This window comes from Paracoccus sp. TD-10 (assembly GCF_048270675.1).
Classification (GTDB): domain Bacteria; phylum Pseudomonadota; class Alphaproteobacteria; order Rhodobacterales; family Rhodobacteraceae; genus Paracoccus; species Paracoccus pantotrophus.
The window spans coordinates 1,096,012-1,115,801 of sequence record NZ_CP182419.1 but is presented as its reverse complement, the minus strand read 5'-3'; the positions used below and the strand labels follow the sequence as shown (position 1 = coordinate 1,115,801).

19 protein-coding genes are annotated in these 19,790 nt (G+C 69.4%); 3 read left to right on the top strand and 16 right to left on the bottom strand.

What is annotated here, in order from left to right:
- Positions 1-47: 47 nt before the first annotated feature.
- Entirely contained in the window at positions 48-1,538 is a 1,491-nt protein-coding gene (locus tag ACNKFW_RS16455; RefSeq protein ID WP_147428899.1) for a nucleobase:cation symporter-2 family protein, read from the top strand.
- On the opposite strand, the gene ACNKFW_RS16450 is transcribed toward ACNKFW_RS16455, so the two are convergent.
- Genes ACNKFW_RS16450 through ACNKFW_RS16435 form a run of 4 tightly spaced genes read right to left on the bottom strand, consistent with a single transcriptional unit; the run spans position 1,532 to position 5,721 of the window.
- Complete coding sequence (locus ACNKFW_RS16450) at positions 1,532-2,884, bottom strand: HlyC/CorC family transporter (RefSeq protein ID WP_147428898.1); 1,353 nt, start codon at positions 2,882-2,884, stop codon at positions 1,532-1,534. The two genes, ACNKFW_RS16455 and ACNKFW_RS16450, sit on opposite strands and share 7 nt — an antisense overlap.
- Positions 2,881-3,849, bottom strand: a complete 969-nt coding sequence (locus ACNKFW_RS16445) for a tyrosine recombinase (protein WP_147428897.1) — start codon at positions 3,847-3,849, stop codon at positions 2,881-2,883. The genes ACNKFW_RS16450 and ACNKFW_RS16445 overlap by 4 nt, the downstream gene beginning before the upstream one ends.
- On the bottom strand, positions 3,846-5,468 hold the full coding sequence (locus ACNKFW_RS16440) for a hypothetical protein (RefSeq protein ID WP_024844721.1): 1,623 nt from the start codon (positions 5,466-5,468) through the stop codon (positions 3,846-3,848). Before ACNKFW_RS16440 ends, ACNKFW_RS16445 begins: the two co-directional genes overlap by 4 nt.
- The gene (locus ACNKFW_RS16435) at positions 5,455-5,721 is read right to left on the bottom strand and encodes a hypothetical protein (protein ID WP_147428896.1); all 267 of its coding nucleotides are present in this window, start codon (positions 5,719-5,721) and stop codon (positions 5,455-5,457) included. Before ACNKFW_RS16435 ends, ACNKFW_RS16440 begins: the two co-directional genes overlap by 14 nt.
- Positions 5,722-5,851: 130 nt before the next feature.
- On the opposite strand from ACNKFW_RS16435, the gene ACNKFW_RS16430 reads away from it, so the two are divergent.
- Positions 5,852-6,388, top strand: a complete 537-nt coding sequence (locus ACNKFW_RS16430) for a shikimate kinase (RefSeq protein ID WP_024844719.1) — start codon at positions 5,852-5,854, stop codon at positions 6,386-6,388.
- Positions 6,385-7,488, top strand: coding sequence for a 3-dehydroquinate synthase (gene aroB / locus ACNKFW_RS16425; protein ID WP_147428895.1), 1,104 nt, complete (start codon positions 6,385-6,387; stop codon positions 7,486-7,488). The genes ACNKFW_RS16430 and aroB overlap by 4 nt, the downstream gene beginning before the upstream one ends.
- On the opposite strand, the gene mnhG is transcribed toward aroB, so the two are convergent.
- The 12 genes from mnhG to ACNKFW_RS16365 form a co-directional block, all read right to left on the bottom strand.
- A complete protein-coding gene (mnhG, locus tag ACNKFW_RS16420; protein ID WP_024844717.1) occupies positions 7,485-7,901 on the bottom strand; it encodes a monovalent cation/H(+) antiporter subunit G in 417 nt (138 codons plus the stop codon). The two genes, aroB and mnhG, sit on opposite strands and share 4 nt — an antisense overlap.
- Entirely contained in the window at positions 7,898-8,179 is a 282-nt protein-coding gene (locus ACNKFW_RS16415; RefSeq protein WP_024844716.1) for a K+/H+ antiporter subunit F, read from the bottom strand. Before ACNKFW_RS16415 ends, mnhG begins: the two co-directional genes overlap by 4 nt.
- Positions 8,176-8,664, bottom strand: coding sequence for a Na+/H+ antiporter subunit E (locus tag ACNKFW_RS16410; protein WP_024844715.1), 489 nt, complete (start codon positions 8,662-8,664; stop codon positions 8,176-8,178). Before ACNKFW_RS16410 ends, ACNKFW_RS16415 begins: the two co-directional genes overlap by 4 nt.
- Positions 8,661-10,400: a monovalent cation/H+ antiporter subunit D gene (locus ACNKFW_RS16405; RefSeq protein WP_147429183.1), complete on the bottom strand. Its 1,740-nt coding sequence runs from the start codon at positions 10,398-10,400 to the stop codon at positions 8,661-8,663. The genes ACNKFW_RS16410 and ACNKFW_RS16405 overlap by 4 nt, the downstream gene beginning before the upstream one ends.
- Positions 10,400-10,744, bottom strand: a complete 345-nt coding sequence (locus tag ACNKFW_RS16400; protein ID WP_024844713.1) for a Na+/H+ antiporter subunit C — start codon at positions 10,742-10,744, stop codon at positions 10,400-10,402. Before ACNKFW_RS16400 ends, ACNKFW_RS16405 begins: the two co-directional genes overlap by 1 nt.
- Positions 10,744-13,623 (bottom strand): monovalent cation/H+ antiporter subunit A, encoded by a 2,880-nt coding sequence (locus tag ACNKFW_RS16395; RefSeq protein ID WP_024844712.1) that lies wholly within the window; start codon positions 13,621-13,623, stop codon positions 10,744-10,746. Before ACNKFW_RS16395 ends, ACNKFW_RS16400 begins: the two co-directional genes overlap by 1 nt.
- Positions 13,624-13,769: 146 nt before the next feature.
- Positions 13,770-15,008 (bottom strand): type III PLP-dependent enzyme, encoded by a 1,239-nt coding sequence (locus tag ACNKFW_RS16390; RefSeq protein WP_114669013.1) that lies wholly within the window; start codon positions 15,006-15,008, stop codon positions 13,770-13,772.
- Complete coding sequence (locus ACNKFW_RS16385; RefSeq protein ID WP_024844710.1) at positions 14,989-15,225, bottom strand: acyl carrier protein; 237 nt, start codon at positions 15,223-15,225, stop codon at positions 14,989-14,991. The genes ACNKFW_RS16390 and ACNKFW_RS16385 overlap by 20 nt, the downstream gene beginning before the upstream one ends.
- A 19-nt stretch (positions 15,226-15,244) precedes the next feature.
- Positions 15,245-16,816 (bottom strand): AMP-binding protein, encoded by a 1,572-nt coding sequence (locus ACNKFW_RS16380; protein WP_147428894.1) that lies wholly within the window; start codon positions 16,814-16,816, stop codon positions 15,245-15,247.
- Positions 16,809-17,351, bottom strand: coding sequence for a serine O-acetyltransferase (locus ACNKFW_RS16375; RefSeq protein WP_024844708.1), 543 nt, complete (start codon positions 17,349-17,351; stop codon positions 16,809-16,811). The genes ACNKFW_RS16380 and ACNKFW_RS16375 overlap by 8 nt, the downstream gene beginning before the upstream one ends.
- Positions 17,352-17,445: 94 nt before the next feature.
- A complete protein-coding gene (locus ACNKFW_RS16370; RefSeq protein ID WP_028709941.1) occupies positions 17,446-18,498 on the bottom strand; it encodes a glycosyltransferase 61 family protein in 1,053 nt (350 codons plus the stop codon).
- 73 nt (positions 18,499-18,571) lie between these two features.
- A complete protein-coding gene (locus ACNKFW_RS16365) occupies positions 18,572-19,738 on the bottom strand; it encodes a lipase (protein WP_418025034.1) in 1,167 nt (388 codons plus the stop codon).
- Positions 19,739-19,790: the final 52 nt, after the last annotated feature.

Genomic DNA, 19,790 nt, shown 5'->3' with positions numbered 1-19,790 from the left:
CAGTCTTGCGAAAACGCAAGCATGATCGGCAAGACAGGGGGCCCCTCATGGCAAGAACCGCGACATCCGCAGCCGATCCGGTCGACGAGATCCTGCCGCCGCTGCGGATGGCGACCCTGGGCCTGCAGCATGTCCTGGTCATGTATGCCGGCGCCGTGGCGGTGCCGCTGATCGTCGGCCGGGCGCTGAGGCTCTCGCCCGAGGACGTGGCCTTCCTGATCTCGGCCGACCTGTTCTGCTGCGGCATCGCCACCATCATCCAGTCGCTGGGCATGACGCGCTGGTTCGGCATCCAGCTGCCGGTGATGATGGGCGTAACCTTCGCCTCGGTCGGGCCGATGGTGGCCATGGCGAACGCCTATCCGGGGCCCGAGGGGGCGCGGATGATCTTCGGCGCCATCATCGGCGCGGGCATCGTGGCCATGCTCATCGCGCCTTTCGTCGGGCGGATGCTGAAGTTCTTTCCGCCGCTCGTCACCGGCACCATCATCCTGGTGATCGGCGTCACGCTGATGCGGGTGGGGATCAACTGGATCTTCGGCAACCCGGTCGGGCCGACGGCGCCCAAGGTGGTGGACCCGGTGGCGGTCGGCTGGCTGAACCAGCTGCGCGACCTGGCCGGGACCGGCGCCGTGCCGGCGCTGCCCGAGGGCTTTGCCCCCGCGCCCAGCGTGCAGAACCCGCTTTACGCCCAGCCGATCAATATCGCCATCTCGGGCGTGGTGCTGGCGGCGATCCTGCTGATTGCCCGCTTCGGCCGTGGCTTCGTCGCCAATATCGCGGTGCTTCTGGGCATGCTGATCGGCGCGGGCCTGACCATCCTGCTGGGCCAGATGACCTTCGAGAAAGTGGCCGAGGCGCATTGGTTCGGCATCGTCGCGCCCTTCCATTTCGGCATGCCGATCTTTGACCCGGTGCTGATCGTGACCATGGTGCTGGTGATGATCGTGGTGATGATCGAATCAACCGGCATGTTCCTGGCGCTGGGAGAGATGACCGGGCGCGAGGTCACGCCGCAGCGCCTGACCGCGGGCCTGCGCACCGATGGGCTGGGCACGCTGATCGGCGGCATCTTCAACACCTTCCCCTATACCTCCTTCAGCCAGAACGTCGGGCTTGTCGGCGTCACCGGGATCAAGAGCCGCTTCATCTGCGTCGCCGGAGGGCTGATCCTGATCCTGTTCGGGCTGGTGCCCAAGATGGGCGCGGCGGTGGAATCGCTGCCGACCCCGGTGCTGGGCGGCGCGGGGCTCGTCATGTTCGGCATGGTGGCGGCGACGGGTATCCGCATCCTGTCTACGGTGGATTTCGCCGGCAACCGCAACAACCTGTTCGTGGTGGCGGTAGCGCTCGGCTTCGGGATGATCCCGCTGATCGCCCCGGACTTCAAGCAATGGATGCCGCATGCCATCCACCCGCTGGTCGAATCGGGCATCCTGCTGGCGACCATCGCGGCGGTGGCGCTGAACGCCTTCTTCAACGGCACCGGCGGCAGCATCGAGGCGGCCAAGCGCGCCGCCGGCATGGCCGATCACTGATCGGCGGCGGGCTTGTCCGGCGGCGGCACCCCCAGCGGGCGGATACGCAGCCGGGTGATGCGGTTTTCCCGCCGCGCCAGCACCTCGAAACGGTAGCCGTGGAAGGAAAACACCTGGCCCGCCGCGGGGATCGACTGGGCCATGTGGATCACCAGCCCGGCCACCGTGTTGGCCTCGTCGTCGGGCAGGGACCAGTCCAGCGCCCGGTTCAGGTCGCGGATGGTCATCGCGCCGTCGACCAGGTAATCGCCCTGCGGGCCGGGCAGCAGCGATTGCACGGCATCCATGTCGTGTTCGTCGGTGATCTCGCCGACGATCTCCTCCAGGATGTCCTCGAGCGTGATCAGGCCGCGCAGGCTGCCATATTCGTCCACCACCAGCGCGAAATGCGTCCGCCGCCTGAGGAACTCGCGCAGCTGCTCGTCCAGCGGCGTGGTCTCGGGCACGAAATAGGGCGGCATGGCGGTGCTGAGCACGTCGAAATCGCGCAGCGCCTCGGGGCCGCTTTCCTGAAGCGCCCGGCGCACGCCGCGCAAGAGATCCTTGGCATGGATGACGCCGATAACGTTCTCGCGCTCGCCGCGATAGACGGGCAGGCGGGTATGGGGGCTTTTCAGCACCAGATCCAGCACCTCTTCGGCAGTCTGGCCGGCGTCGATCATCGCGATGCCCGAGCGGTGCAGCATCACTTCCTCGACCGAACGCTCGCCCAGGTCCAGCGCGCCCAGCAGCCGGTCGCGTTCCTCTTTCTGCACGGCACCGCTCGACTCGGCCACGGCCAGCGCATCGGCGATCTCGTCCTGCACGGAAAACACCGGGCCGGCGCTGCCGGCGCGGATGCCGAAAGGCGCCAGCAGGCCGCGCGCCGTCAGCCGCGCCGCCCAGACCACCGGCGCAAGGATACGGGCCAGCAGGGCCAGGGGGCGGGCGAGGCGGCCGGCCGTCTCCTCGGGGGCAAGGCGGGCCAGGCTGCGGGGCAGAACCTCGGCCAGCACCAGCATTGCCAGCGCCAGGACCAGCACCGCCAGCGCCGCCCCGCTCCAGCCCGACAAGCCCAGGCCAAGCGCCGCGGCAAGGCTGGCGGCCAGGATCTTGACCAGAGTGTTTCCGACAAGGATGGCGCCGTTCAGGTTTTCGCTGTCCTCCTTGGCCGCCAGCGCCTCGGCCGCCCGCCGGTCGCCCTTGTCGGCGCGGGCGCGCAGCTTGCTGCGGCTTGCCGCGGTCAGCGCCGTCTCGGCCCCGGCGAAGAGGGCCGAAAGCGCCAGAAGCAGCAGGATCGCCGCGCCGATCAGCCAGAAGGCCGGGTCATGGCCGGGGGTCGGGTCGGGAACAGCCGGCGGGATCATGGCTCTTTGTCGTCGCGATGGGCTTGGGCCAGCGGATGATGGTTCAGCACCAGATCGCGCATCCGCGTGTCAAGGACATGGGTATAGATCTCGGTCGTGCCCAGGTCGGCATGGCCCAGAAGCGTCTGGATCGCCCGCAGGTCGGCGCCGCCTTCCAGCAGATGCGTGGCAAAGGCGTGGCGGATCACATGCGGCGAGACGCGGGCCGGGTCGATGCCCGCCGCCAGCGCCAGCTGGCCCAGCAGGGCGTTCATCGCCTGGCGCGTCATGTGCCCCTCGCGCGAGGCGGCGGGAAACAGCCAGCGCGCGCCCTTGCCTGCGACCAGCCGGCCCAGCGGGCTTTCGGCGGGGGCATTGTCGCGGCGCCTGAGCCAGGCGGCCAGCGCCCGGCGGGCCGGATCGCTCAGCGGCACCATGCGCTCCTTGCCGCCCTTGCCGCGGATCAGCAGCAGCGCCGGGTCGCCCCGGCAGGCGCCCACGGGCAGCGAGACCAGTTCGCTCACCCGCATGCCGGTGGCATAGATCAGCTCGACCAGCGCCAGGTTGCGGACGCGCTCGGTCTCGTTGCGGCCGATGCGGGGCAGGGCGTCCAGCATGGCCTGCACCTCGGCCCGGTCCAGAACCTTGGGCAGGCGCTGCACCCGGCCCGGCCCGCTGATGCGGCCGGCGGGATCGTCCTCGCGCCAGCCTTCGTCCAGCGCGAAACGCATGATCTGGCGGATCGCCGACAGCCGCCGCGCCCGCGTCGCCCGCGCAAGGCCCTGGGCGTCGCAATAAGCCAGGTAATCCTCGATCCCCTCGCGCGGGACGGTCAGCAGGGTGCCGCCGCGCGTCGCCAGCCAGTCGACGAAATCGCGCAGGTCGCGGCCATAGGCCAGCAGCGTGTTGCGCGCCGCCCCCGCTTCGGCCGCCTGCGCGTCGAGAAAGGCCGAGATCCGGCCTCGGTCGTCAAGCCGGCCGCTCACGGCAGGCCGGAGCCCGGCGGGGGCGTCATCACCGGGGCCAGGATCAGCTCGACCGCCGCCTGGCGCGCGATTTCCTGCTGGCCCAGCACGCGCAGGACGCGCAGGCCCTGCGCCGCGCGCGGCAGGTCGCCGTCCAGACCGGCATCGACATCGGCGATGGCGGCCAGCAGCGCCTCGCCCCGCCGGTTGGCCAGGATCAGCTGCGCGGCGCCTTCCGGCAGGCTCCGCTCCGACGGACCCAGGAAAGCGGGGAAAAGCGCGGCCGCCCGCGGCTCGCCCTCGCCCGGCGGCGGGGCGCTTTCGGGCTCGCCCTCGGCAAAGCGCAGAAGCCACAGGTCGAAACCGGCGGCATCGGCGGGCGGGGCCTGCACCACCTGCGGCTGCGCGGCTTGCAGCGCCAGCCACAGCGCGATGCGGCCAGCGCGGCCATCCAGCCCCAGTGCGCCGACCTCGGCCCCGACCATATCGGCCAGCGCCGGGCCAAGCCCGGCCGCGACCATGGCGTCGAAGGCAGGCGGCAGGGCATGGCCCACCCCCGCCAGGTCGCGCATCAGCAGCGCATCGGCCAGGGCCTGCACGGCGCCGGCGCGGTCCCAGACCCCGCCCGAGGCGGCGGGCTTCTGCTCCAGATAGATCATGCGCAGCTGCGAGGCCGGGATCGCCCCGGCCCGCGCCAGCCGCTCGGCCGCGTCCAGCCGGGCCTTCCAGCCCTCGTTCTGGTCCAGGTCGGCCAGGGCGAAGGCCAGGGGCAGGCCGGACGAGGGCAGGGGCTGGCCGATCGCCTCGTGCAGGCGCAGCTCCAGCGGCGTGACCACGGCGGGCGGCACCAGTTCCTCGGCGCTGTCGGAATAGCCATCGTCCAGGTAATGCGCCAGAAGCGCCGCCATCTGCGGGTCGATCCGCCCCATGGCCTGCGCGCCGTGAAACACCAGCGCCGCAGCCGACCAGTCGCCGCCGAAGGCCAGGCAGAAGATGCGCGCCGGAAAGCTGGGCGCGACGCCGGGGGTGCGGTCCATGGTCTCGCAGGCCTGGGCCTCGTCGCCGGACAGGAGCGCGATGTCGAAAAGCCGCCGGAACCGCTCGGGGTCGCCGGGACCGGCGGCCTTGAGCAATTCCTTGGCGGCGCCAGTGGCACCCATATCCAGAAGCTTGTCCACGCGGGCCAGGAACAGCGCGCCTTCCTGTCCGGCCTCGGTCCGGGCCGGGCGCAGCTGCGCGGCCAGCAGCCGCCGCTCCAGCCGCCGCAGCGCCGGCAGGCGCGGGTTCGAGGCGCGGATCAGCCGCACCAGCACCGCCGCCTCGCTGTCGCCCCAGAGATCCGGAGGCAGGCCGGCCGCGCGCGGCGAAACCGTGCCCTTGCCGTCGGGATTGCCCTCGCCCAGCCGGGTCACGCCGACCGGCTCGACCGCGCCGGTGGGGGCAAGCTCGCGCCTGGCGCGCTGCCGCAGTTCGGGCGGGCGCGCGTCGCCGGGTCGCCAGGACGAGATGTTGTCGGGCTCGCGCACGCTGCCCGACAGCCAGTCGCTGGCCGAAAGCGGCGGCTTGGCCCCGGCCGGCAGGGCCAGCGCCAGCCCGGCCACCAGGGCGCAGGCCAGGCCGAGGCCGTCAGTCGAGGTCATTCTGCCCCGCCCCCGCATCCTCGGCCGTCGCAGCGGTCTGGGCGGCATCGCCGCCATCGGCGGCCGCGGTCGCCGCGGGGGCCGGTGCCGGCGCGGGCGCTGCGGCCGGGGCGGCTGTCTGCGCGCCCAGCTCCAGTTCGACCGGCATGCGCATCTCGCGCGGGTCCGAACTCATGTCGCCGAAATAGGCATAGCCGGCCAGGCCCGCCAGAATCAGGATGACCAGAACCACCACCACCTTCAAAAGCCGCATGAATTGCCCCTTCCGCCTCGATATGCTTGCAATGCCGGTCTGTCGCCGGTTCCCGTGAAATATATATGGCATTTCCCGAAAGATCACGCCATCAGTCTGTCCGGTTGAATGAGGCAGGGACCGGGTGTTGATGCGGCGTAACATCGTGCTGATCGGAATGATGGGGGCGGGCAAGACCGCGATCGGGGGCGAACTTGCGCGCCGGTTGCGCAGGCCCTTCTCGGATACCGATGCCGAGATCGAGCGCGCGGCGGCCATGACCATCCCGGAAATCTTTGCCCGCGACGGCGAGGAATTCTTTCGCGCCCGCGAATCGGAAGTGCTGGGCCGGGTGCTGGCCTCGGGGCCCGGCATCGTTTCGACCGGCGGCGGCGCCTGGCTGCGCCCCGAGAATCGCGCCCGCATCGGCGAAGACGGCGTCTCGGTCTGGCTCGACTGCGATCTGGAGACGCTCTGGCACCGGGTCCGGCACCGCCCGACGCGGCCGCTGCTGCAGACCCCCGACCCGCGCGGCACGCTGGAGCGGCTGCTGGCCGAGCGCGGCCCGGTCTATGCGCTGGCCGACATCCGCGTCCCCGCGCAGCGCGGCGACAGCATCGAACAGACGGCGGAGCGCGTGCTGGACGCGATCCGCGCACATGACCCCGCGATCCTGGAGGGCAGATGAGCATCGAGACCGTTCACGTTGACCTGGGCGCGCGTTCCTATGACGTGCGCATCGGCCAGGGCCTGCTTGGCCGGGCAGGCGAGGAGATCGTCGCGCTGGCCGGGCGCCGCCGCGTCGCCATCCTGACCGACGAGACGGTGGCGGCGCTGCACCTGCCGGCGCTGCGCGAGGCGCTGGCCCGGCAGGGGATCGAGGCGCCGGCCCTGGCCCTGCCCGCCGGCGAGGCCACGAAATGCTGGGCCGAGCTGGGCCGCGCCGTGGAATGGCTGCTGGCCCAGAAGGTCGAGCGCAAGGATCTGGTGATCGCGCTGGGTGGCGGGGTGATCGGCGACCTGGCCGGTTTCGCCGCCGCGATCCTGCGCCGCGGCCTGCGCTTCGTGCAGATCCCGACGACGCTTCTGGCGCAGGTGGACAGTTCGGTAGGCGGCAAGACCGGCATCAACAGCCCGCAGGGCAAGAACCTGATCGGCGCCTTTCACCAGCCGGCCTTGGTGCTGGCCGATATCGACGTGCTGACCACGCTGAGCCCGCGCGATTTCCGCGCCGGCTATGGCGAGGTGGCGAAATACGGGCTCTTGGGCGACGAGGGCTTCTTCGCATGGCTCGAGGCCAATGCCGCGGGGCTGGCAAGCGATCCGGCGCTGCGCCAGCGCGCCGTGCGCCATTCGGTGGCGATGAAGGCCGGCATCGTGCAGCGCGACGAGACCGAGCAGGGCGAGCGCGCGCTGCTGAACCTGGGCCATACCTTCGGCCATGCGCTGGAATCGTCCACCGGCTATTCCGACCGGCTGCTGCATGGCGAAGGCGTGGCCATCGGCTGCACCCTGGCCTTCGAGCTGTCCGCGCGGATGGGCCTGTGCAGCCAGGAGGCGCCGTCGCGGGTGGCGGCGCATTTCGCCGCCATGGGCCTGCCCTCGCGCATTGCCGACATTCCGGGCGAGCTGCCCGATGACGAGGCGCTGATCGGGCTGATGGCCCAGGACAAGAAAGTGCAGGACGGCAAGCTGCGCTTCGTCCTGGCGCGCGGCATCGGCCAGGCCTTCGTCACCGATGCGGTCGATCCCGCCTTGCTGCGGCAGGTGCTGGCGCAATCGCGCTAGGGTCGCGGATCCTCATCAACCCCCGCATCGGCCTCGATGTCGGGGGGCGGCGGCTCGGTGCGGCGGCGGGGCGGCACCGGCTCGTCATGGCCCAGCTTGCGGTCGCGGTCGCGGCGCAGCGCCGCCCGGCCCAGCATCAGCAGCGTGATCGGGGTCGAGATCATGATGAAGATGCCGATCATCAGCTCATGCACCACCACGCGCCCCTCGCTCAGCGAGAACATCAGCATCGAGGCCAGGATGATCAGCAGCGTGCCATAGCTGTAGCCCAGCGTCGGCGCGTGCAGCCGCTGGTAGAAGCTTTTCAGCCGCACCAGGCCGACCCCGCCCAGCAGCGTCAGCGAGGCGCCGACGACCACGAACAGCGCGATAATGACGGCGGCCCAGGGCGGCAATTGCTCCAGATGCATCATTCGATCACCTCGCCCCGCATCAGGAACTTGGCGGCGCAGACCGTGGTGACAAAGCCCAGCACGGCGATGACCAGCGCGCCCTCGAAGAAGAAGACATTGCCGTTGCCCATGCCGATGACCAGAAACAGCAGCATGGCGATGGAATACATGGTGTCGAGCGCCAGAACGCGGTCCTGCGCACGCGGCCCGCGCAGCATGCGCCAGCAGGCCAGCGCCAGGGCCAGGATCAGGGCGATCTGGGCATAGCCCAGGGCAAATCGCAGCAACTCGGCCGTCATTCGAATATCTCCATGAGCAGCGCCTCGTAGCGGTCGCGGATCAGGCTTTGCCAGTCGTGGTCGCTGCGCAGGTCGAGGACATGCAGCAGCAGCCGGCCCTCCTCCAGGTCGAATTCGATCCAGGCGGTGCCGGGCGTGCCGGTCAGGATGATCGCCAGCACCGCCAGCGCATTGGGATCGCGCAGGCGCAGCGTCAATTCGACGAAGCCCGAATGGTACTTCGGATGGTCGGGGCCAAGGAGCAGCACCCGCGCCACCGCGATATTGGAGCGCAGGATGTCCAGCGCCACCACCGCCATCAGCCTTGGGATCGCCAGCCAGCGCCGGAAGACGGGCCTGGGCGGATGCAGGTGCTCGACCGACCAGCCCGCCCCCAGCGCGATCAGCGTGCCGAGCAGCAGGTGGCCCGGCGTGAAGGCGGTCAGGAACAGCCACATCAGCACCAGCACGGCTGAAAGCAGCGGATGGGGGACGAGCCGATTCATTGCGCCACCTCCTCTGGCCCATTCTCGTGCGTAGGCTCGGGCTCGGCAACGGGCTCGGGGGTAAGGCTTTGCACCGGTGCGGCGCGCACGTCCTGCGCCTCGGCCAGGACGGCATTGCGATAGACGCGGGGCTCGAGCAGCGCATCGGCCGTGGCGCTGGTATAGCCCAGCAGCGCATCCGAACGCACGGTCTGCAGGCCGATCATGCCCAGCAGCATGACCACCGGCACCACCTCCAGCGCCAGGATGCGCGGGGTCGGGCCTTCCTCGGCCCAGAAGCGGCGGATGCCGAAGCGCATCAGCGCGATCAGCGCCCCAAGGCCCGACAGGATCAGCATGGCGGCATAGGCCCACAGGATCACCGGCAGATGGCCCGAGGCGGGCAGGTTGTCCTGCACCGCACCGCGCAGGATGGCGAACTTGCCGACGAAGCCCGGCATGGGCGGCAGGCCGGCGATCATCGCCGCGACCAGACCGAAGCAGATCGCCATGGTCAGCCAGCTGACGGTGCGCTGGCTGGCGGGGGCGGTGGTGTCCTCGACCGTGCCCAGCCCCATCGGCGTCCAGCGTTCCGAAAGCGGGTCGAAGCCGTCGCCCTCGTCCGGGGCGTCGTCGTCGCCCTCGTCGTTGCGGCTGACCGGCTCGGCGATCAGGAAGAAGGCCGAGATGGCCGCGGTCGAGCCCACCATGTAGTAAAGCGCGCCGCCCAGCATCGAGCTGCCGCCCCCCGCCTGGGCAAAGCCGATCGCGGCCAGAACCGTCCCCGACGAGATGATCGCCAGATAGCCGCCCTTGCGCGCCAGTTCCGGCGTGCCCAGGATGCCGATCATGCCGAAGGCCATGGTCAGAACGCCGCCGATCATCAGCACCGAGGCGCCGAAGCCGGCCGAGGGCCCGGCATCCGGCCCCAGCACCAGCAGCGACAGCCGCAGGATGACATAGATGCCGACCTTGGTCATGATCGCCATGATCGCGGCGGCGGGCGGCGAGGCGGCGCCATAGGTCGGCGGCAGCCAGAAGCACAGCGGCCAGGCCGCCGCCTTGATCAGGAAGGCAAGCCCCAGGAAGGTCGCCGCGGCATGGAACAGCAGCCGCTCGGCATCGTCGAGCCAGTGCAGGGCCCGGGCGATATCGGCCATGTTCAGCGTGCCGGTGGTGCCATAGACCAGCGCAACGCCGATCAGGAAGAACAGCGAGGCCGCAAGGTTCACCGCCAGGTAATGCAGCCCGGCCTTGATCCGCTCGGGGCCCGAGCCATGCAGCATCAGCCCGTATGAGGCCGCGAGCATCACCTCGAAGAACACGAAGAGGTTGAACAGGTCGCCGGTCAGGAACGAGCCGTTGACCCCGGCCAGCAGGAACTGGAACATGCTGTGGTAATGCTGGCCCTTGCCGTGCCAGCCGGCGGCGGCATAGACCAGCGAGGGCGCGGCCAGAAGCGCGGTCAGCATCACCATCATCGCCGAAAGCCGGTCCAGCACCAGCACGATGCCGATGGGCACCGGCCAGTCGCCCAGGCGGTAAAGCCCGACGACCGTGCCGCCCTGCTCGGTCGCGGATTTGACGTCGGCCATCAGCTCGACCGAGGCCAGGAAGGTCAGCCCCACCGCCACCAGCCCGATGATCAGCTTGGTCTGCCGGCTGCGGTCGCTGTAAAACAGCATGAGCGCGCCGGCCACCAGCGGGATCAGGATCGGCGCGATCATCAGGTGGTCGGGCATGGCCGCATCGTTCATCATGGATGACGCTCCTTGCCGTCCACGTGGTCGGTGCCGGTGGCCCCGCGCGAGGCGATCATCAGCACCAGGAACAGCGCCGTGGTGGCGAAGCTGATGACGATGGCGGTCAGCACCAGCGCCTGCGGCACCGGGTCGGCATAGGCGGTCGGATCGACGAAGCCGCCCTTGGGCATGATCGGCGCGGCGCCGACGTAAAGCCGGCCCATGGCAAAGATGAACAGGTTGATGCCATAGGCCAGCAGGCATAGGCCGATGATGACCTGGTAGGAGCGCGGCCGCAGCAGCAGCCAGACGCCGGAGCCGACCAGGATGCCGATGGCAAGGGCAAGGATCAGTTCCATCAGCGCGGCTCCTCGGCGGTTTCCAGCGGCCGGGCGCGCGGGGCGACGCGCAGCGACTGGTGGGCAATGGCGATCAGCATCAGCACGATGGCGCCCAGAACGGTCGAGAACACGCCGAAATCGAACAGCATCGCGGTCGAGAAGGGCACCTTGCCGATGACCGGGAACTCGAGATACTGCGCATGCGCGCTGAGGAAGGGATAGCCGAAGATCCACGACCCGGCCCCGACCGCCGCCGAGATGGTCAGCCCCGCCGCCATCCAGCGCATCGGCAGCACGGTGATCCGCGCCTCGACCCAGCGCACATTGGCGGCGACATATTGCAAGAGCAGGCCCACGGCCAGGGTGACGCCGGCGGCGAACCCCCCGCCGGGCAGGTCGTGGCCGCGGAAGAACAGATAGGCCGACAGCGCGATGATCGGCGCGAACATCCATTGCATCAGCACCGAGGGCACGAAGAGATAGGCCTCCAGCGCCTGTTCCTCGGCATCGAGCTGCGGGCGCGGGCGTTCGACGCTTTCGGGCGCGGGCCGGAAGCGGCGCAGCAGCGCATAGACGGTCAGCCCGACGACGGCGAGGACGGTGATCTCGCCGAAGGTGTCGAAGGCGCGGAAATCCACCAGGATGACGTTGACGACATTGGTGCCGCCGCCCTCGACATAGGCATTGCGCAGGAACCAGTCGCCCAGCGAGGTGCCGGGCGGGGTCAGCAGCACCGCCAGCGCCAGCGCCGTCATGCCCGTGCCGCAGGCCAGCGCGATCAGCAGGTCGCGCGCGCGGCGCGAGCGGGCCGTGAGGTTGTTGTCGCCGGGGATCTCCTGGTCGCGCTTGGGCAGCCAGCGCAGGCCCAGCAGCAAAAGCGCGGTGGTGGCGATCTCGACCAGCAGCTGGGTCACGGCCAGGTCGGGGGCCGAGAGCCAGACGAAGGTCGCGCAGGTGACCAGGCCCGCGCCGCCCATCAGCACCAGCGCCGCGAAACGGTGATACTTGGCCTGCCAGGCGGCGCCGACGGCGCAGGTGCCGCCGACCAGCCACAGCAGGGCAAAAACCAGCTCGCTCGCGCCCAGTTCGGGCATGGGCACGTTCCAGTCCAGCCGGCGCAGCACGAACCAGGCCCCGGCCAGCGACAAAAGCACCATGGCACGCAATTGCGACTGCAGCCCGTTCGCCGACAGCACCCGCAGCGCAAAGCGCGGCAGCCGGATGGTAAAAACCTGCAGCAGCCAGTCGAAGCCGCGGGCAAAGTCCAGCCGGCGCATCACCCGCGTGCCGTCCTCGCCCGAATCGATCAGCCGGCGCGGCAGCAGGTAGATCAGCGCGCCCAGCGACATGGCGATCAGGCTCATGATCAGCGGCGGGCTGACGCCGTGCCAGATCTTCAGGCTGAAATGCGGCAGTTCCGGGCCGACCACGGCCATGCTGGCGGTCTGCAGCCAGGTGCCCAGCACCTGCTGCGGGAACATGCCGACCGCCAGGCAGATCGCCACCAGGATCGCCACCGGCAGGCGCATCAGCAGGGGCGGCTCATGCGGTTCCTGCGGCAGGTCGGTGGCGGGCGGGCCGAAGAACACCGTGACGATGAAGCGCAACGAATAGGCGGCGCTGAACGCCCCGGCCAGCACCGCGACATAGGGCGCGAAACTGTCCAGCGAGCCGCCGTTGTTCCAGACATAGGTCGCCTCGAAGAACATCTCCTTGGACAGGAAGCCGTTAAGCAGCGGCACCCCTGCCATGGCGCCCGAGGCGATGATCGCCAGCATCGCCGTGACCGGCATCACCCGCGCCAGGCCCGACAGGCGGCGCATGTCGCGGGTGCCGGTTTCGTGGTCGATAATGCCGGCGGCCATGAACAGCGAGGCCTTGAAGACGGCGTGGTTGACGATGTGGAACACCGCGGCGATCAGCGCAAAGGGACTGCCGATCCCGGCCAGCGCCGTGATCAGCCCCAGGTGGCTGATGGTGGAATAGGCCAGCAGCCCCTTGAGGTCATGGCGGAACAGCGCCACCACCGCCCCCAGGAGCAGCGTGGTCATGCCGATGCCGGTGACGATCTGGAACCAGGCATCCGTGCCCCCCAGCGCCGGGTGAAAGCGCAACAGCACGAAGACCCCGGCCTTCACCATGGTCGCCGAATGCAGATAGGCCGAGACCGGCGTCGGCGCCGCCATGGCGTTGGGCAGCCAGAAATGGAACGGGAATTGCGCCGATTTGGTGAAGGCGCCCAGCACGAACAGGATCAGCACCACGGGATAAAGCCGATGGCTGGTGATCTGCGGCCCGGCGGCCAGAACGGCGTCGAGGTCGTAGCTGCCGGCGATCTGGCCCAGCAGGATCATCGCCACCATCAGGCACAGCCCGCCCGAGGCGGTCACGATCAGCGACATCCGCGCCCCGTCGCGGGCGTCCTGCCGCTGGAACCAGTAGCCGATCAGCAGGAAGGACACGATGCTGGTCAGTTCCCAGAACACCACCAGCATGATGATGTTGCCCGACAGCAGCAGCCCCGACATGGCACCGGCAAAGGCCAGCAGGCTGGAATAGAGCCGCGGCACCGGGTCGTCGGGCGACATGTAATAGCGCGCGTAAAGGATCACGAGGAACCCGATTCCCGCCACCAGCACCATGAACAGCCAGGAAAACCCGTCGATGCGGAAGGTCAGGTCAAGCCCGATGGAGCTGACCCAGTGGAAGGTGCCGGTGATGTGCTGCCCCTCGGTCACGGCGGGGTAAAGCACGCCCAGGATCACCAGCGCGACGATCATCGTCAGCCCGGCCAGCCAGGCTTCGGCATTGCGCGCCCCGATGGGAAGTGTGGCCGCCAGGGCGGCCGACACGAATGGCGTCAGAACAAGCAAGAGCAACAGGTTCTGTTCGACCATCGTGTTCCTTTTCCGGTTCGGGCTGTGCGCAGATAATAGACGCGCAGGCGCGGAAAACACAACCGACCCGGTCGATAAAAACGACGCAAAAATCCAGGATCAGGAATATTTTATCGCACCGCCGCGCGAGGCGCCGCGCCGGGGCCTCAGCCGCCCCGGATTCGCGTCACGTCGCGCATCTGCCCGCCGGTCAGCAGCAGCTCAGCCGGCATGGGATGGCTGATGAAATGCAGCGGGCTGGCGGTCGGCCCATAGGCGCCGCAGGCATGGATGGCGATCAGGTCGCCTTCCTCCAGCCTGGGCAGGGCGACACCGCCGCCCAGCTTGTCGATCGAGGTGCAGAGCGGGCCGGAGATGTCCTGCCTTTCCTCGGGCCGGGCGCCGTCTTCGTCGCCGCCGACCCGGTGCATGACGTAATTGCGCCGCAGCACCATGCCGAAATTGCCCGAGGCGGCCAGGTTGGCGTTCAGCCCGCCGTCGCAGATGGCGATTCGGCTGCCGCGCGACTGCTTGACCGAGACGACGCGGGTCACGAACCAGCCCGCCGGCCCGACCAGGTAGCGGCCAAGCTCCAGCACCAGCCGGGTCGCGGAAAAGCGCGCGGCGAAGGCGTCGAGTTCGGGGCCGATCTCGGCGGCGATGGCGGCAAGGTCCAGCGCGCTGTCGCCGGGATGGTAGGGAATGCCCAGGCCGGCGCCGAAGATCAGCTTTTCCGGGCGCAGGTCCAGAGCCGCGCAGGTATCGGCAAACACCTGCATGAAGATGCGCCAGTTCTCGCAGATCGCCTCGGGTTTCAGGCATTGCGTGCCGGAATAGATGTGCAGCCCGATGATCTTCAGGTTCGGCAGGGCGGCGATCTGCGGCAGGATCTCGGCCGCCTCCTCGACATCGACGCCGAAGGGGCTGGGCCGGCCGGCCATCTGGTCGCCGAAGCCCTTGGGCACGCGCGCGGGCGCCAGGCGGACCAGAACCGGCTGCACGCGGCCCAGTTCGCCGGCGATGGCATCGGCCAGCCGCGCCTCGCGCAGGCTTTCCAGCACCAGCTCGCCCAGGCCCGCCTGGGTGGCGGCGCGCAACTCGGCATCGCGCTTGGCCGGGCCGGTGAAGCTGATCCGCTCCGCATCCCAGCCCGCCTCCTGCGCCAGCGCCAGCTCGCCGCCCGAGGAGATGTCAAGGCAGTCCAGCCGGCCCCGCATCCAGTCCAGCAGGGCCGGGTTCGGGTTGCTTTTCACCGCGAAGCTGACGGCGAACCAGCGCCCCAGATGCGCGCGCAGATGCGCCAGCCGTTCCTCGACCAGGTCGGTGGCATAGACATAGCAGGGCGTGCCGAAACGCGCCGCGGCCTCGGCCAGGTGGCGGTCGAGGTCAGTCAAGGGTCTGCACATAGGCCAGGATGGCATCGACCGTGTCGAAATTCTCCAGCGTCACGTCGCCCGGCTGCACCCGCAGCTCGGCCTTTTGCTCGACAAAGGAGATCAGCCCGACCATCGCCACCGAATCCAGCATCCCGGTCGAGAAAAGCTCGGTATCGCCATCGAGCGGCGTGTCGATGTTCAGTTCGCTGCGGATATAGCGGAGCAGATCGTCCTTGCTCAGGCTCATGGATCCAATGCCTTTCTGGTCAGTTATGCAATGCCGCACGGGCGGCGGAAATGATGGCCGGGCGGTCCAGCTTGCCGCTGGCGGTGCGCGGCATGGCGCCTGGCCAGGGATGGTAGTGCTGCGGACGCATGTAATGCGGCATGGCGCGGGCGCAATGCGCGGCCAGCGCGGTTTCGTCGGCCTGCGGCAGATAGGTCACCACCGCGTGAACCGCCTGGCCCAGGTCCGCATCCTCGACGCCGAAGGCCACCACGTCGGTCACAAGCCCGCTTTGCGAGATCGCATCCTCGACCTCGGTCGGCGACAGCCGGAAGCCCAGGGTCTTGATCATCTCGTCCATGCGGCTGACGAACCACAGGTCGCCATCCTCGTCGACGCGCACCAGATCGCCCGACCAGACCACCGGCTCGTCGCCCAGCAGATGCGCCAGTTCGGGGCAGGGGCGGATCTTCTGCGCCGTCACCTCGGGCTTTTCCCAATAGCCCATGCTGACCAGCGGGCCGGCATGGACCAGCTCGCCCTGTTCGCCGGGACCGGCCACGCCCTCGCCATGCTTGACGGCGAAGACCTGCGCGTTCGGGATCTGCCGGCCGATCGAGCCCATCTTGGCCGCGAATCTCTCGGGCGGCAGATAGGTCGAGCGGAAGGCCTCGGTCAGCCCATACATCAGGTAGATGTCGACGCCCGGAAATACCTGCGGCAGCAGCTCCAGGATGTTCGGGGGGATCTTGCCGCCGGTATTGGTGATGCGCCGCAGCGCCGGCAGGTCGGTCGGGCGATCCACCAGCAGCCGCACGATCTGGTTCCACAGGGGCGGCACGCCGGCGATCCCCGTCACCGATTCGGCCTGGGCCATGCGGATGATCTCGGCCGGCATGGTCAGCGGCTGGTGCACCACCGTCCCGCCCGTCAGCAGCATGGTGGTCAGCTGGTTCAGCCCGGCGTCGAAACTGTAGGGCAGCACCGACAGCAGCCGGTCGCTTTCGTCCAGCCCCAGATAGTCCGCGACCGAGATGGCGCCCACGCGGATGTTGCGATGGCTGAGCATCACCCCCTTGGGCGCGCCGGTCGAGCCCGAGGTGTAGATGATCATCGCCAAGCCGCGCGGGTCGGGTTCGTCGGGCGCGGAAGCCTGGTCGGCGGCAAGCGCCCCCCAGGGGTCCGCGCCCTGGACAAGGCCCTCGGCCTTGCCCTGAACAAGATAGGCCGTGCCCTCGGGCAAGGCATGTTCGCCCACCAGCGCCTCCAGGGCGTTGCGGGGCAGGATCGCCGCGCGCGCCCGGCTGTCGCGGGCGACATAGGCCAGCTGCGCGGGCGTCCAGCGGATGTTCACGTTGATGACCACGGCGCCCATCTTCCAGGCGCCGAACATGGCCGCGACCTCGTCTATGCCCTTGCGCAGATGCGCGATCACCCGGTCTCCGGGCCGGATGCCGCGCCGGACCAGCCAGTCGGCCACGCGCCCGGCCTCGGCCGCCAGTTCGGCATAGGTGACCGCGCGGCCCTGGTCCACCGCGGCGATCTTGTCGGCGCGGGCGGGCAGGTTGTCGGCCAGAAGGCGCCACATGCTGCGGTCGAAATCGTCACTCATCGGCGGGGGCCTTCTTTCTGGCGGCAAAGATCGGCAGGCTGGGATAGATCTTGGCGGGCGAGCCGATCACCACCGAATCCGGCGGCACATTGGTCGTCACCGCGGTATTGGCGCCGATCCGCACCCGGTCGCCGATGGTGATCGGGCCCAGCACGCAGGAATTGACGCCGATGAACACGTCGTCGCCGATCACCGGCGCGCCGGGGCCCATGTTGGTGCCGATGGTGACATTGTGCATCACCCCGCAGCGGTCGCCGATCACCACCTCGGGATGGATCGACAGCGAGCCCTCGGCATGGATGATGTGGAAATCCTTGCCCAGCCGCACCTGCGGCGGGATCCAGACCTTGGTCACGTTCAGGATCAGGATCTTCATCAGCGCATAGGGCTTGCCGGCCAGCCAGCGCAGCAGCGGGTTCTTCACCCCGATGGCCCAGCGGCCATAGCGATAGACGGCAAGCGAGACGAAGGCGGGCTCGGTCAGCGAACGGCCGTGTCGTCTGTAGTCATCCCGGAGAGTTTCGAACATCACCATGCACTTGCTTAATCACTTCGGCGGGAAATAAGGGTCGCCCGCCCCCATATTCCGATGTCTCGCGGCAAACTCAACCTGACTGTTAGGACGGGTTTCAGGGGTTTTGGGCCGCGATCAGGTCGAGCGTGCGCCGGATCTGGTCCCATTCCACCCGGTAGCCGCGGGCTGTGCCGGACCCCACCACCATCGCGTAATGCTGCTGCCAGCAATCCGTCAGCAGCTTGAGCGAGGTGGTCACCCGGTCCGCCGGCTGCAAGGTCAGCACCGTGCCGCCCGGCGCCATGGCGATGACGCCATGGGCCAATTGGCTGCCCTCGACCCCCGCCACGATCCGGGCCGCGCCCGCCGCCGCGGCCAGTTCGTCGGCATCCTGGCGGTCAATGTAGAGGGTGCGGAAACCGTATTCGGCCTCCAACCGCTCGGCGATCTCGGCCTCGTTCTCCAGGATGCGGGCATCGCCGCTGGCGCCGCGGAAGATGAAGACGCCGGGCAGGGGTTCCAGCGCCCGGCCCTGAAGGATCAGGGCGCGGTTGCGCTGCGCGCGGGCGCGGCGGTGGCTGTTGCTTTGCAGGTCGTCGAACAGGATCAGCTCGTCGAAATGCACGTCGCCGATGCGGCGCGGCGCCATGCCCAGCAATTCCTCGTAGCGCGCGATATGGCCGCCGCGCAGCGGCGCGGAGGTCACCGGCGCGCCCGTCTCCTCGGCCAGGCGATAGGCAAGGCAGTCGTTCAAGAGCCAGTTGCCGAACCAGCGGTTGCCGATCCAGCTTTCGTAAAGCGCGCCCGACAGGCTTTCGCGCGGCCGGGCATAGCTGAAGGGCGCGCGCTTGTGCGGGCGCAGGTGGCGCTCGGCCCCGCGCGCATGCAGCACGCCATCGACGAAATCCACGTCGCGGAAGCGATAGCCCATGGTGGGCGGCGTCTGCTCGGCCGGGTTGCCCTGCATCTGTTCCAGGATGTCGGGCAGGGCGCCGAACTCGGTGCGCGCGATATGCTCGATCTGGTCGGGCAGCCAGATGCCCGGCATGACCTCGACCACCTCGGCCGGAGAGATCTCCCATCGCTCGACGGCGGTGGCAAAGAAATCCGCGGGGCCCAGCCCGGCAAGGCGGCGCAGGCGGTTATGGGTCGGTCTGAGGGAATGCATGGCGGCTCGGCTGGCAGGGTCGGGTGGAGTTTGCGGGCGGGCGCCGGCGGGCGCAAGAGACAGAATGTGCAGTTCAGTTCGGATCCGGCCCCTTCAGCGCCGCGACCAGCGCCTGCGCGATCATCGCGTGATCCTCGGCCGAGGGGTGCCACAGGCAGGCGTTGCGCCGCGGATCGCCCAGCACGACCAGGCGGTTGGCCAGGCCCCGGCGATCCAGCAGTTCCGAGGCGGTCCGATGCGCCTCGACCAGTTCGGGCCCGTATTCGCCGAAGGCCAGCAGCACCAGGGTCGCGCCGGGGTTTTCCTGCGCGCGGGCGGCGGCGAAATCGGCCAGCGCCGGGCCGAACTCGTGGCGCAGCTGGCCCTTGTCGCTCCAGCGTTCGCCGGGGGCGAGTTCCGAGCCGAACACGTTCGAGCCCAGCCCGATGACCACCATATCCGCCTTGCGCTCCGGCAGGGGGGCCGCATCCGGCTGTCCCGGCAGGGCCAGGGGATAGAGCCGGTCCATGGTGCGGTCGGGCTCGGCGCCGCCGTAGTTGCGCAAGAGCCCGATGCCCGAGCGGGCGACGATGCGGTAATCCGCGCCCAGCGCCGCCGCGACCTGCGGGCCGAAGCCGCGGCTGGTATCGGTCGCGGCATAGATCTCCTCAGCCTCGCAATCGCGGCGGCTGGCGGTATTGGCAAAGCCGACGGTATCGGAATCGCCGATGAACTCGATCAGCCGCGGCGCCGGGTCGGGCGGCGGCAGCGCCTGGGCCGAATCGTCCAGGAAGAAGCCGCCGAACAGCGCCGGGCCGGCGGATTCACTGATCTTTTCGGCGCGGATCTCATGCCGGCCGGGGGCGAGGCCGCGGATATGCAGATCCTGCCGGCCGGGGCGCGAGACCTCGACCGCCTTGCCGTCCAGCGTCACCCGCCAGCGATTGACCGCATCGTCGAAGCGCAGCACGATCCCCGTGCCCTGAAACCGGGCCGAGGCGTGAAAGCCCGGCCATTCGTGGCGATAGCCCTGGCCCGCGGGGCCGGGGGCGGCGCGGCCGGTCGCCTGGGCGGGCAGGGCGGTCCATCCGGGTCGCGGCGGGCCGAGTTCCGCCTGGAATCCCGCATCCCCGGCCAGGCTCAGCGTCGGCACCGGCGTCGCCGGGCGCGGCGGTTCGGGCCAGACCAGGAAAGCGGTCCCCGCGACCAGGGCGGCGACCAGGACCGTCGCGCCGATCCGCCTTGTCCAGATTGCACCCATGACCGCCCACCCGAAACCCTGGCGCCGATCCTGATCAAGCCGGGCCGGCAAG